The sequence below is a fragment of the Bradyrhizobium sp. BR2003 genome (genome assembly GCF_009720285.1).
GTDB lineage: Bacteria > Pseudomonadota > Alphaproteobacteria > Rhizobiales > Xanthobacteraceae > Bradyrhizobium > Bradyrhizobium elkanii.
In genome coordinates this window covers 195,761-207,500 of the sequence record NZ_SMYJ01000032.1, presented here as the reverse complement: position 1 = coordinate 207,500, position 11,740 = coordinate 195,761, and the positions used below count along the sequence as shown (strand labels likewise).

The window sequence follows — 11,740 nt, the reverse complement described above, 5'->3', positions numbered from 1 at the left end:
TGTCCTTGTTCATCACATTGTGGCCCTGGCCGGTGCCCTCCCACCAGCCGGGGTAGTAGTAGAACTTCGCGACCTTGACGAAGCCGAGCTTCTCGTCGTCATACGGCCCGACCCATTCGGCGGCGTCGATGGTGCCTTTTTCCAGCGCCGGATAGATGTCGCCGCCGGCGATCTGCTGCGGCACACCGCCGACCTTGGCGATGATGGTGCCGGCGAAGCCGCCGACCCGGAACTTCAAGCCCTGGAAATCCGCCATCGACTTGATCTCCTTCCGGAACCAGCCGCCCATCTGGGCGCCGGTCGAGCCGGTCGGAATGCCGATGCAGTTGTATTCTGCGAGCAAATTGTTGAGCAGGTCGGTGCCGCCGCCCCATTGCAGCCAGGAAATGTGCTGGCGCGTGTTGAGGCCGAACGGCAGCGACGTTCCGAAGGTGAAGGCGGGATTCTTGCCCCAGTAGTAATACAGCGCGGTGTTGCCCATCTCGACCGTGCCGTTGGAGACGGCGTCCAGCACCTGCAGGCCGGGCACGATCTCGCCGGCGGCGAATGACTGGATCTGGAAGCGGTTGTCGGTGATCTCGGCGACGCGCTTGCAGAAGAATTCACACCCGCCATAGAGCGTGTCGAGTGCCTTCGGCCAGCTCGCCGCGAGCCGCCACCTGACCTCGGGCATCGATTGCGCGACCGCAGGTGCGGCGACCGCCGTCGCAGCCAGCCCGACGCCGCCTGCCTTCAAGAATTCACGACGCTTCATGCGTATTCCCTCCTGTGTGCCGATGCCTCGACAAGGGGAACGATCTTGGTGCCGTCTTTCTTCGCCGATCGATCGACGTCCTGTGATGAATGTGTCCGGTGGCCCTCGACGGGCTCTTGTTGTGGAAATCCGAGTTTCCGGTTCCGCCGGTCAGGATGATCGTTTGCCGGAGGAAATCAAGCGCCTGCCTTCGTTGCAGGTGCGAAGGACAATCGGCACTGCCGGTCTCATCTGATACCCGCCGCGATGGCTGCCGGTCTTGCCGCGATCTGCTACGCAGGGTGGGTGGGTTGATGGGAGTTCATGGACATGGCCAACAAGAAAGTCGTGGTTGCCGGCGCGACCGGCCTCGTGGGCAACGCCGCATTGCGACACTTCGGCGCATCCGGTGATTGCGAGCGCATTGCGCTGTCGCGCCGCAAGCCACGCGATCTCTACGGCGCACGGCATGTGCGAATCGACCTCACCAGCGCGAAGGATTGCCGTCGCGCCGCGGCCGAGCTCGGTGGCGCGACGCACCTGATCTACGCCGCGCTCTATGAGGCGCCCAGCCTGGTCGATGGCTGGCGCGATGCCGGGCAGATCGAGACCAACGACCGGATGCTGCGCAATTTGATGGGTGTGCTCGAACCCGTCGCGCCCGATCTCAAGCATGTCGCGCTGCTCCAGGGTACCAAGGCCTATGGCGTGCATGTCCGGCCGCTCACGGTGCCGGCGCGCGAGGGGCGTTCCGAAATGTACGAGCAGCCGAATTTCTATTGGGCGCAGGAGAATTTCCTGCGCGAGCTACAGCGGGGCAAGAGCTGGCACTGGAGCATCTTGCGCCCAGTGCTGATCATCGGCGAAGCCATGGGCGGTGCGATGGATCTGATCCCGCCGCTCGGCGTCTATGCGGCGATGCTGCGCGCGCAGGGCAGGCCGCTGGATTATCCCGGCGGCGCGCCGCGCGTCGCGCAGGCGGTCGATGTCGATCTGCTGGCACGCGCGATCGCCTGGTCGGGGGACGCCGAGGCCGCGCGCAACGAAGCGTTCAACGTCACCAACGGTGACGTCTTCACCTGGGAAAATATCTGGCCGGCGGTCTCGGACGCGCTCGAGATGACGCCGGGCCGGCACGCGCCGCTGTCGCTGGCGCAGACCTGGCCGCAATGGATCGAGCCGTGGGACGAATTGCGCAGGAAGCACGACCTGATCGCGCCCGGACTGGCGGAGTTCGTCGGCCTGTCGTTCCAATATGCCGATTACAGCATGCGCTACGGACAGACTGAGTCGGGTCCGCCGTCGATCGTCTCGACGGTGAAGATCAACCAGGCCGGCTTCACCGAGATGATGGATACCGAGGCGATGTTCCGCAAATGGTTCAGGCAGGCGAAGGCGAGCCGGCTGCTGCCGTAGTTATTGGAGCGGGCGCTCTCCTCCCTCTCCCCGTTCTTACGGGGAGAGGGGTGGGGTGAGGGGCCTCTATCCGGCGAGCATCATGCTGCTTGTTGAGCAGCGTGCCTCGCGCCTCCTCACCCGGATCGCACCGGACGATGCTTCGCATCGCCGGGGCGATCCGACCTCTCCCCGCAAAGCGCGGGGAAGAGGTGAAGGACGTCGTCGTTCGAGTGTCAGCGCGAAAACGCCTGCTCCATCGCCTTGCGCGTCTTGATCGTGTCGTTGGTCTCGTCGACCTCGATGTCGCTCCAGCGCACCACCGCGCCATGGGCGACGTCGCTCTTCAGCTTCACCCGATGGGCAAGCCCGATCGGCAATGCGCCGGCGGCGAGGCTGGCGGCGGCCGGCATCAGCTTGCCCCACACCGTGTAGCCGCCTTCGCCGTCGAGCATCTCGCCGGCGCGCAGATTGCGCTTGGCCACCGCTGCGACGTCGCCGCGGAAGCCGCGCGCCTGCCCGGTCGGCTCGTTGCGCAGCGCCGCCGACAGCACGGAGATGTTCAGCTCGAGCCCGATTAGATGATACGGCTTGTACATCGCCGCATAGCGGCCGGAGGCGTCGGTCTTGAGGCCGTACTGCCTGAAGCAATCGGCGGCATAATCGTTGGGCGCCTCCAACACCACATAGACGCCCCAGCGCAGATCGCGAAACACCGGACGGCCGTCGCGCTCCAGCGACGATACCACCTCGACGATGCCGGATTTCTCCAGCACGCCGCCCGCCTCGCGCGGCCGCATCACATGCGGCAGGTCGTCGACGCCGCAGGGCGGAAACAGCAATCCCTCCGACGGCACGTCGAGGGTGCAGGCGTTGGCGATCGCCGCCATCTCGATCGCGGATTTGGTGCCGTCGAGGAAGGAGTTGAACATCTGCGGGTTCATGCCGGCGGATTGCGCCTCGCCGGCGGTGAGCCCGTAATGCTGCCACACGCCCTCCGGCGTGACGTCGTGATAGGCCGGCAGGTATTTCGTGCCCTTGCCGGCGGCGACGACGCGGAAGCCTGTGGCGCGGGCCCAATCGACCATCTCGGCCGTCAGCGCCGGCTGATCGCCATAGGCAAGCGAATAGACCACGCCGGCCTTGCGTGCCTCCTCGGCGAGCAGCGGCCCCGCCAGCACATCGGCCTCGACATTGACCATCACGACATGCTTGCCGGCTGATATCGCCGCGCGGGCATGGCGGATGCCGACGGCGGGATTGCCGGTCGCTTCCACCACGACATCGAATGCGCTACCGGCGATCGCACGCGCGCCGTCGTCGGTGAAGGTGGTGGCGCTGATCCGCGCGTCGTCCCAGCCGACGGTGCGGCACGCCTCGCGAGCCCGGTCACGGTCGAGATCGACGATCACGGGCACCTCAAGCCCCGGCGTGTGCGGCACCTGCGACAGGAACATCGAGCCGAATTTGCCGGCGCCGATCAGGACGACGCGCACCGGCTTGCCGGCGGCAGCGCGGGTCTTGAGGAGGTGATGCAGGTTCATGATGCTTTCCAATTAGAGAGTCATTCCGGGGCGACGCGTAGCGTCGAACCCGGAATCTCGAGATTCCCCGATGCGCAATTGCGCATCGGCGGTTCGACGCTAACGCGCCGCCCCGGAATGACGGTCGAAGACCTTACTCCGCCGCCTGTCGCGGTGCACGAGCGAGCCGCAGCAGCGCGTCGTCGGCAACGGTCTGGATCGGCGTGAAGTCGCGGTGCGCGATGTAGTCGGGCCGCGTCGGGGTGCGGATGTAGTTCGAGACCGCGTTCAGCGTCAAATAGACGATCTTGCGCGGGTAGGGCGTGATGTTGCCGCTCGATCCGTGCACCAGATTGCCGTGGAACATCAGCATGCCGCCGGGCTTGCCGGTCGGCGCGACGATGCCGCCTTGCTTCACAAGGCGGGTCACGGTTTCCTCGTCCAGCGTCCACAGGGGATATGACGTGGTTTCGAGATCGTGCGAGGCCTTCAAATCGCCCGCGGTCTGGCTCTGCGGCACCAGCATCAGCGGCCCGTTGATCGGCATCACCTCGTCGAGGAAGATCGCGATGTTCATCGCGCGCGGCTCCGGCATGCCGTCATCGCGCTTCCAGGTGCCGTAGTCCTGGTGCCACTGCCAGACGTCGCCGGTGAAGGCCGCCTTCGCGTTGATCTTGAACTGGTGCATGTAGACCTTCTCACCGAACAGCTGCTCGATGGGGTTGATCATGCGCGGATGCGCGCCGAGGATGCCGAACGCCTCATTGTAGAGATGCGCGGCAAAGGCCGTGCGCGGCGCGCCGCTCTTCTCACGCCACACCTCGGGACGGTTGGCCTCGTAGATCGAAACTGCCTCACGCGCGAGGAAGTCGACCTCTTCCTGGCTGAACAACTCGGGCAGGAACAGCCAGCCTTCGCGATGGAAAAATTCGACCTGCTCTTGGGTCAGTTTCATGGTGCTTTCCTCCTTTGATTGCTTCTTTTCCTTGTGGTCATGGCCGGCTTGACCCGGCCATGACGGCCTTGTTTTGCTCAGGCCGCCACGTCGATTGCCCTCAGCTTCTCCTCGGTCATCCGCCCTGCTGTCTGCGCATGCGCCAGCGCCGCGGCTTCTGCTGCTGCGGCGTTGCCGGAAAAAACATGCGCGGCGATGGTCTCGTGCTCGGTCCAGGCGCTGCCGCGGTAGTCGAGCTCGGCGAGCACGGTCGCCATCGAGCGGCGCATATGCGGCCATTGCGGCGCGATCATCTCCTCGATCGCGGAATTGCCGGCGAGGCGATAGATCGCGCTGTGGAAATCGACGTCGAGCGCAATCAGCCGTGCCAGCGGCGTGCTGTCGTCGATCGCGCGTCCGGCTTCGAGCGCGGCTTCGAGCTGCGCGCGGCCCGCGGCATCCTCTTTGACACGCGAAGCGGCAAGCCGCGCCGCCAGCGCATCGATGGCGCCGCGGACTTCATAAAGCTCGCGGATGCGCTGCGGATCGAGCTGCGTCACCTCGAAGCCGCGTCTGCCGCTCTCGGCGACAAGGCCCTGGCGATGCAACAGATGCAGGGCGTGCGAAATCGGCTGGCGCGAGACGCCGAGCCGATCGGCAAGTTCGTTCTGGGTGATGCGCTGGCCAGGCAGCAGCGTGCGGTCGATGATCGCTTCGAGCAATCGCCCGTAAACCTGGTCGATGAGGTTTGGAAGCGGGTCCAACGGAATCATACCGATCGTCCAGCTTGGAATACGGAATTCCGTGTTCGAAAATGAGGTTATTGCGGGTTGTAGGAGCGGTCAAGGCCCCGGTTTGCGACAACACTAAGCGATTGAGAATGCGGAAGTTTTGATCGGGCCGCGCTGGGACAGCCGTCCTAACGTCCGTCATGGCCGGGCTTGATCCAGCCATCCACGTTGATCCAGCCATCCACGTCGTCTTGATGTGGGACCAGAGACATGGATGTCCGGGACAAGCCCGGGCATGACGAGTTTTGCGGAACCGCTATTTCGCCTTGCCCAGGTCCATCAGCGTCCGCGTCATCAGATAGAGCCGCGGCACAATCGAGTTGGTGTCGATGTATTCGTCGCGGGCGTGATAGCCCCAGCCGGCGAGGCCGAAGCTTTCGACCACGACGGCCTTGCCGCTGCGCGCGGCGTAGCCGGCGTCGGTCGCGCCGCCGGTCATTTCCGCGATGTCGAGCGTGCGGCCGAGTTCGGTGTAGATCGCCTGTCCTTGCCTGGCGAGCGCGCGGCCGCGATCATCGGCCACGAAGGGCGGACGGCCAGCTGTGACCTTCACGGTCACCTCGGTGTCCGCGATCAGTCTGTTCTTCACCTTCTCGTCGAGCGCCGCCTGCAGCTTTTGCACGCCGTCGGGAATGGTGAGGCGGATGTCGGCGCCGGCGGTGGCGTGATCGGGGATCTGGTTGCGCACGGTGCCGGCCTTCGCGGTGGTCCAGTTCAGCTGCGTGCCCGGAATCGATTTCGCGACGTCCTGGGTCTGCAGCAATTGATGTGCGAGCTCGATTAGCGCGTTGCGGCCGAGCTGCGGCGCCGCGCCGGCATGCGAGGCCTTGCCCTTGACATCGATCGTGCCGGTGGCGGTGCCGCTGGCGCCGAGCAGCAGGCTCTCATTTTTCGCGACCGGCGGCGCAACCGTCGGCTCGCAGGACAGCACCACATCGTGCTGGTCGGCGAGCTCGGCGATGATCTCGCCGGAGCCGATCGAGCCGACCTCCTCGTCCGGATTGAACGACACCGTGAGCTTGGCGTAGTCGCGCCAGCCCGCATCGTTCAGGATCTTCAGTGAATGCAGGACGACGGCGATGCCGCCCTTGTCGTCGGCAATGCCAGGCCCATAGATCCTGGTGCCGTCGATCTTGTAGGGCTGGGTGTCGAGGATGCCGTGCTCGTACACCGTATCCATATGTGCGATCAGCATCAGCTTCTTCGTGCCGCTGCCCTCAAAGCTGCCGATCACCATGTCGGCACCGGCGCCCTTCGTGGTCTTGCGGCGTTCAGTCTTGGCGCCGAGCGCCTTCAGCCGCGCCTCGGTGTAGTCGGCCATCTTCTGCAGGCCTTCGACATCGCTGGAGCCCGACTCGATCAGCACCATGTCGTGCAGGCTCTCGATCACCGCCGGCTGGGCCCGCTCGGCGGCCGCGCGCAGCTTCTCGTCTGCGGCGGCAAAGGCGGGGGAGGAGGCGAGGGCGAGCAGGCCGGCCGACGCGAGCAATTTGATGGATAGTTTCATTGTCGTCCTCCCTGCATGAATACGGGAAGACACTAGCATTGCAGTCTGCGCGCCTCCAGCTGCGTCAATTGCGCTCGAGCACCTCGACATCGAAGGTCTCGATCTCCGAGGCGTCGGCGGTCGCGTCGATCGCCGCGATCCGGTCGCCTGAGATCGTGACCCGCAGCACGATGCGCAGCGCGCCGCCGAAGATGACCGCAACGCCGATCTCGCCGTCGACCAGCGCGGGTTTTGCCGCCTGCGCGCGTCCCTTGAAGCTTTCGGCCACCGCTTTGGCGCCGCGGATCACCGGCAGCGAGCCGAGCCGCTGCGCGGCCTGATCGGCGCGCACCACGACGTCGGGCGCCAGCACGGCCAGCAGTCCTTCGAAATCGCCGTTGCGGGACGCGGCAAGGAAGGCCTCGACGATGCCGCGCTGCCGGCTGAGATCGGCATCCGGTGCGGGTGGCGTACCCTGCACGCGACGCCTGGCACGGCTGGCGAGCTGCCGCGCGGCGGCCGGCGTGCGCCCGACGATCGGCGCGATCTCCTCGAACGGCACTGCGAACATGTCGTGCAGCACGAAGGCCAGCCGTTCGGCCGGCGCCAGCGTTTCCAGCACCACGAGCAGCGCGGCGCCGACGGAGTCAGCCATCTCGGCCTCGCGCTCGGACGGATTGTCCGCGATCGGCTCCGGCACATGCTGACCGATCGGCTCCTCGCGGCGCGATTTGCGCGAGCGCAGCATGTCGAGACAGATGCGCGCGATCACCGTGGTCAGCCATCCCCCGAGATTGTCGACCGCAGCAGCGTCGGTGCGGCCGAGCCGCAGCCAGGTTTCCTGCACGGCATCGTCGACTTCGGCGGACGAGCCCAGCATGCGATAGGCCACGGCCCGCAAGCGCGGCCGGTTGGCCTCGAACTGTTCGGTGAGAGAATTTTTCTCGTCCATCGGTCACATTCCCTTGGTCCGCTCCGTCATGGCCATGACGAACGAAACTGCGCCGATGTGACAACAGATCGGCGCGGCGCCGTCAAAAGGCAAATCAGGAGAATGACATGATGAAAGCCCGCATGAACCACCCGGTGATGGTTGTTCCCGAGGCCATGAAGGCATTGCAGGCGCTGAGCGAGAGCACCAAACCGGCATTGCCGGAGAAGCTGCTGGAACTGGTGCATCTTCGCGCCAGCCAGATCAATTGCTGCAGCGTCTGCGTCGACATGCACCCGAAAATCGCCCGGCGCGCCGGCGAGACCGACGAGCGGCTGTTCGCGGTCGGCGCCTGGCGCGACGCGCCTTATTTCACCGAGGCCGAGCGCGCCGCGCTGGCGCTGACCGAAGCGGTGACCCGGCTCAGCGACCGCGAGGATCCGGTGACGGACGCGGTGTGGGATGAAGCGGCGAAGCACTTCGACGAGCAGCAGCTCGCGTCGCTGGTGCTGGGCATCGCGGCGATCAACGTCTGGAACCGGCTGAACGTCGCGGTGCGCCAGCCGGTCGGTGCCTGGAAGGTGTGAGAGAGTAACCTTCTTACTTCTTGTGGGAGAGGCCGCCACCGATGCCGCTGCGCGTCATCGCACCACCCTCTCCCACAAGGGGAGAGGGTACACCGCTTAAGCGGAGAGATACTCCAGCACGATCTCGCAGTAGCGCTGCGGCGCCTGCTCGAACATCGGATGCGTGGTGCCCGGGATCATCTCGGTGCGCGAACCCTTCACGTTGGCGGCGAGCGCGTGCAGCACCTTCGGCAGCATGCCCTTGGTGTTGGCGCCGCCGATGAACAGCGTCGGTGTCTTGATCGCCTCCGCGTCCGCCTTCGAGAATGGCGGGCGCTGGTCGCGGGTCTGGCCGATCAGCGTGGTCGCATTGTCGCGCAACAGCTGCTTGGCGGTCGCCGGAATCCGTTTCCACGCCCCGGGGCCTTCGAGCGCGTCCATGAAGATCTGCAAGCCGCCGTCGATGTCCCCCTTGGCGATCTCCTCGGCACAGGCCGCGAAGCGTGCTGCCAGCGGCGAGGGGCCCGGCTTGAAATCGGGATCAAGGGTCTCGTCGAGCTCGCCGCCCGGCTCGGCGAGGATCAGCTTGCGCAACAGGTCTGGCCGCCGCTGCGCGGCGCGGAAGCAGATGTGGCCGCCGCGGGAATGCCCCATCAGGTCGACCGGTTTGGTGTCGAAGGCCTCGATGAAGGCGATCACATCATCGACATGCTGTGCGATCGAATAGGTGTCGCCGACGCCGTCCCAGTGCGCCGGGAAGAAGTGCCGCAGGCTGACCGCGATCACGCGGTGCCGGCGCGTCAGCGGACCGAGCACCGCCGACCAGATCCGGAAGTCGCACAGCGAGCCGTGCACGCAGACCAGCGGCGGGCCCTCTCCGACATCGAGATAGGGCATGTCGAAACCGTTGACGTGGAGGCTGTGCATTTTGGGCTCGCGGAGAGGCAGGAGATGTTGTTGATTTGGCCGAAGTTCCCACGGAATTCGGGTGGATAGCAACATTCTCCAAGCCTAGATTCCGGATCAACACCAGGCTCACGCGAGAGCTGAAGGGAACATCTGGAGCGAGCCATGACCGGCCAGCATTTTGCAATCTTCGAGACCATGATCGGCGCCTGCGGCGTCGTCTGGGGCGAGCACGGCGTCACCGGCGTGCAGCTTCCGATGGGCACCGAGGAGAAGACCCGCAAGCGGATCTTCCAGCGCAACGGCGAGGTCACCGAGGCGGCCCCGCCGGCCGAGGTGCAGCACGCGATCGACGGCATGATCGAGCTGCTCGCCGGCAAGCCGAACGACCTTGCCGACATCGTGCTCGATCTCGACGGCGTGCCGGAGTTCAACCGCGGCGTCTACGACATCGCGCGGAAAATTCCGCCGGGCAAAACCATGACCTATGGCGATATCGCCAAGCAGCTCGGCGGCGTCGAGCTGTCGCGCGACGTCGGCCAGGCGCTCGGCCGCAACCCGTGCCCGATCGTGGTGCCCTGCCACCGCGTGCTGGCGGCCGGCAACAAGCCGGGCGGCTTCTCGGCCAATGGCGGCGTGGTCACCAAGCTGAAGATGCTGCAGATCGAAGGCGCGATCGTGAACCACACGCCGAGTTTGTTTGATTAAGGAACGGTTACCCTCCCCTGGAGGGGGAGGGTCGGTTCACACATTCGCGTCGACCCTCCCCCTCCAGGGGAGGGTGAACCGAGCAGGTCGCCTACGCCGTCTCGCACACGAACCCGTTGCCCTTCCGCCTGATCTTGCCAATCGACGGCGACGGGAAATGCGCGGGGCAGCACAGCGTGTCGGTGTCGCAATAGCGCTCCAGGAAGCCGCGCCGCGTCTTCGCGGCTTGCGTCTGGTCGACATCGAACTTCGCCGACAGCTCCGGATAATGCGTCTGGATCGGCGAGTGCATCAGATCGCCCGAAAACACCGCAGCGTCCTTGCCGCGGCCGAAGGTGAAGGCGACGTGGCCCGGCGTGTGGCCGGGCGTCGGCAGGATGCGGGCGTGGTCGCCGATCGCAAAGTCATGGCCGACGATCTCGGCCCGCTTGGCCTCGACCACCGGCAGCACGCTGTCCACGAAAGGCGGGACCTCGGCCTTCGCATTGCTCTCGGTCCAGTAGTCGAACTCGGCCTTGTCGAACACGTAGCGCGCGTTTGGAAAGGTCGGCACCCAGCGGCCGTTCTCCAGCCGCGTGTTCCAGCCGACGTGATCGACATGCAGATGCGTGCACATCACATAGTCGATGTCAGCGACGGAGAAGCCGGCTGACGCCAGACCGCGCAGATAGTTGTCGTCGGTCTTCATGTTCCATTTCGGCCGCGCCGGCCGCGGCTTGTCGTTGCCGATGCAGCTGTCGATCAGGATAATGTGGTGCGGCGTCTTCACGACATAGGACTGGAACGCCAGGATCAAGGTGTCGCTGTCGTCGAGCGCGCCGGTGGCCTGCATCCAGCCGCGGTTCTCGGCGAGCACTTCCGGCGTCAACCCGGGCAGCATGTCGTGCGCGGGCAGGAACGTCGTCTCCTGCTCGACGATGCGGTGAATGGTGAGATCGCCGGCGGCAAACTTCAGGCTCATGGTGATTCCTTGGTGTTGGCGTTTCGAGCGAAGTGGAGTCGGGTTCGCGTGAAGGAACGCGTGACGAGCCCAACGCTCGCGCCGGGAAGTTAGCGGCGGGGGAGACTTCGCGCATCGTCGTCCTCCCCACGCGGAGCTTGGTTACGCCGCCGGCGGCGCCGAGATCTTCACCGACGGCCGCTCCAGCATTTTCTGGTAGAAGGCGTCGAGCTTGGGGTAGGCCTTGCGCCAGCCGCAATCGGCGAAGCGGAAATCGGCATAGCCGAGTACGCAGACGAGGCCGATCTGCGCGATATCGAACGACGAGCCATCGAGAACATCCGGCCGGTTCTCGAACCGCGCCATGCCGGCCCAGGCCCTGTTCCAGTGATCGTCATACCAGGCCTGCCACAGCGAGCCCTGCGGCCGCACCATCTTCTCGTAGCGGCACAGCAACATGGAATCGAGCATGCCGTTGAGCAGCGAATGATCGGTCTTCAGCTGCCAGCGCCGCGGGCCGTAGCCCGGGATCAGCCGGCCGCCGCCGAGCTCGTTGAGATATTCGACGATGACATAGGAATCGAGGATGACGTCGCCATGGTCGAGGATCAGCACCGGCAGTTTCTTCAGCGGCGAGATCCTGGAGTATTCGTCGTTGGCCGTGCCGGGCGCGACGGTCGCCGGCACCAGCTCGATCTTGTCGATCAGGCCAAGCTCGATCGCCGCGATGCGCACCTTGCGGGCGAACGGGGAGGCGGGAGAGAAGGTGAGTTTCATTGGGGAATTCCTTGCGAAAGCTCTTGCCTCTGTCATGGCCGGGCTTGACC

At 65.4% G+C, this 11,740-nt stretch carries 12 protein-coding genes (1 of these 12 only partly in view); 3 read left to right on the top strand and 9 right to left on the bottom strand.

The features are described 5' to 3' along the window. Positions 1–754 carry the 5' portion of a TRAP transporter substrate-binding protein gene (locus E2I15_RS27615; RefSeq protein ID WP_137478921.1) on the bottom strand. Its footprint begins 335 nt before the window's first position, so 754 of the gene's 1,089 nt are visible here — the first part of the coding sequence; the start codon lies at positions 752–754; its stop codon lies off the left edge, out of view. A 309-nt stretch (positions 755–1,063) separates the two neighbouring features. On the opposite strand from E2I15_RS27615, the gene E2I15_RS27610 reads away from it, so the two are divergent. After that, positions 1,064–2,149, top strand: a complete 1,086-nt coding sequence (locus tag E2I15_RS27610; RefSeq protein WP_137478922.1) for an NAD-dependent epimerase/dehydratase family protein — start codon at positions 1,064–1,066, stop codon at positions 2,147–2,149. 215 nt (positions 2,150–2,364) lie between these two features. Here E2I15_RS27610 and E2I15_RS27605 read toward each other — a convergent pair whose 3' ends face one another. The 5 genes from E2I15_RS27605 to E2I15_RS27585 all read right to left on the bottom strand — a co-directional run bounded on the left by E2I15_RS27605 (position 2,365) and on the right by E2I15_RS27585 (position 7,814). Further along, positions 2,365–3,672 carry an NAD(P)H-dependent oxidoreductase gene (locus E2I15_RS27605; RefSeq protein WP_137478923.1) on the bottom strand — a complete coding sequence of 436 codons (1,308 nt, stop codon included), beginning with the start codon at positions 3,670–3,672 and terminating at the stop codon, positions 2,365–2,367. Between the two features lie 133 nt (positions 3,673–3,805). Next, positions 3,806–4,606: a phytanoyl-CoA dioxygenase family protein gene (locus tag E2I15_RS27600; protein WP_137478924.1), complete on the bottom strand. Its 801-nt coding sequence runs from the start codon at positions 4,604–4,606 to the stop codon at positions 3,806–3,808. 77 nt (positions 4,607–4,683) lie between these two features. Further along, entirely contained in the window at positions 4,684–5,358 is a 675-nt protein-coding gene (locus E2I15_RS27595; protein ID WP_137478925.1) for a GntR family transcriptional regulator, read from the bottom strand. 274 nt (positions 5,359–5,632) lie between these two features. Continuing rightward, positions 5,633–6,883 carry a M20/M25/M40 family metallo-hydrolase gene (locus E2I15_RS27590; RefSeq protein ID WP_137478926.1) on the bottom strand — a complete coding sequence of 417 codons (1,251 nt, stop codon included), beginning with the start codon at positions 6,881–6,883 and terminating at the stop codon, positions 5,633–5,635. Positions 6,884–6,947: 64 nt separating this feature from the next. After that, on the bottom strand, positions 6,948–7,814 hold the full coding sequence (locus tag E2I15_RS27585) for a sigma-70 family RNA polymerase sigma factor (protein ID WP_137478927.1): 867 nt from the start codon (positions 7,812–7,814) through the stop codon (positions 6,948–6,950). Positions 7,815–7,924: 110 nt separating this feature from the next. Here E2I15_RS27585 and E2I15_RS27580 point away from each other — a divergent pair, with 110 nt between their 5' ends. After that, positions 7,925–8,380 (top strand): carboxymuconolactone decarboxylase family protein, encoded by a 456-nt coding sequence (locus E2I15_RS27580; RefSeq protein WP_155262605.1) that lies wholly within the window; start codon positions 7,925–7,927, stop codon positions 8,378–8,380. A gap of 96 nt (positions 8,381–8,476) precedes the next feature. On the opposite strand, the gene E2I15_RS27575 is transcribed toward E2I15_RS27580, so the two are convergent. Further along, the gene (locus E2I15_RS27575) at positions 8,477–9,286 is read right to left on the bottom strand and encodes an alpha/beta fold hydrolase (protein WP_137478928.1); all 810 of its coding nucleotides are present in this window, start codon (positions 9,284–9,286) and stop codon (positions 8,477–8,479) included. 144 nt (positions 9,287–9,430) lie between these two features. Here E2I15_RS27575 and E2I15_RS27570 point away from each other — a divergent pair, with 144 nt between their 5' ends. Beyond that, positions 9,431–9,973 carry a methylated-DNA--[protein]-cysteine S-methyltransferase gene (locus E2I15_RS27570; RefSeq protein WP_028341914.1) on the top strand — a complete coding sequence of 181 codons (543 nt, stop codon included), beginning with the start codon at positions 9,431–9,433 and terminating at the stop codon, positions 9,971–9,973. A 91-nt stretch (positions 9,974–10,064) separates the two neighbouring features. On the opposite strand, the gene E2I15_RS27565 is transcribed toward E2I15_RS27570, so the two are convergent. Next, on the bottom strand, positions 10,065–10,934 hold the full coding sequence (locus tag E2I15_RS27565; protein ID WP_155262589.1) for an MBL fold metallo-hydrolase: 870 nt from the start codon (positions 10,932–10,934) through the stop codon (positions 10,065–10,067). Between the two features lie 141 nt (positions 10,935–11,075). Then, positions 11,076–11,690 carry a glutathione S-transferase family protein gene (locus E2I15_RS27560; RefSeq protein WP_016842744.1) on the bottom strand — a complete coding sequence of 205 codons (615 nt, stop codon included), beginning with the start codon at positions 11,688–11,690 and terminating at the stop codon, positions 11,076–11,078. Between the last annotated feature and the right edge of the window lie 50 nt (positions 11,691–11,740).

Coding starts and splice junctions, on each gene's coding strand:
- E2I15_RS27610 (WP_137478922.1), top strand. CDS start 1,064: ATGGCCAACAAGAAAGTCGTGGTTGCCGGCGCGACCGGCCTCGTGGGC.
- E2I15_RS27605 (WP_137478923.1), bottom strand. CDS start 3,672: ATGAACCTGCATCACCTCCTCAAGACCCGCGCTGCCGCCGGCAAGCCG.
- E2I15_RS27600 (WP_137478924.1), bottom strand. CDS start 4,606: ATGAAACTGACCCAAGAGCAGGTCGAATTTTTCCATCGCGAAGGCTGG.
- E2I15_RS27595 (WP_137478925.1), bottom strand. CDS start 5,358: ATGATTCCGTTGGACCCGCTTCCAAACCTCATCGACCAGGTTTACGGG.
- E2I15_RS27590 (WP_137478926.1), bottom strand. CDS start 6,883: ATGAAACTATCCATCAAATTGCTCGCGTCGGCCGGCCTGCTCGCCCTC.
- E2I15_RS27585 (WP_137478927.1), bottom strand. CDS start 7,814: ATGGACGAGAAAAATTCTCTCACCGAACAGTTCGAGGCCAACCGGCCG.
- E2I15_RS27580 (WP_155262605.1), top strand. CDS start 7,925: ATGAAAGCCCGCATGAACCACCCGGTGATGGTTGTTCCCGAGGCCATG.
- E2I15_RS27575 (WP_137478928.1), bottom strand. CDS start 9,286: ATGCACAGCCTCCACGTCAACGGTTTCGACATGCCCTATCTCGATGTC.
- E2I15_RS27570 (WP_028341914.1), top strand. CDS start 9,431: ATGACCGGCCAGCATTTTGCAATCTTCGAGACCATGATCGGCGCCTGC.
- E2I15_RS27565 (WP_155262589.1), bottom strand. CDS start 10,934: ATGAGCCTGAAGTTTGCCGCCGGCGATCTCACCATTCACCGCATCGTC.
- E2I15_RS27560 (WP_016842744.1), bottom strand. CDS start 11,690: ATGAAACTCACCTTCTCTCCCGCCTCCCCGTTCGCCCGCAAGGTGCGC.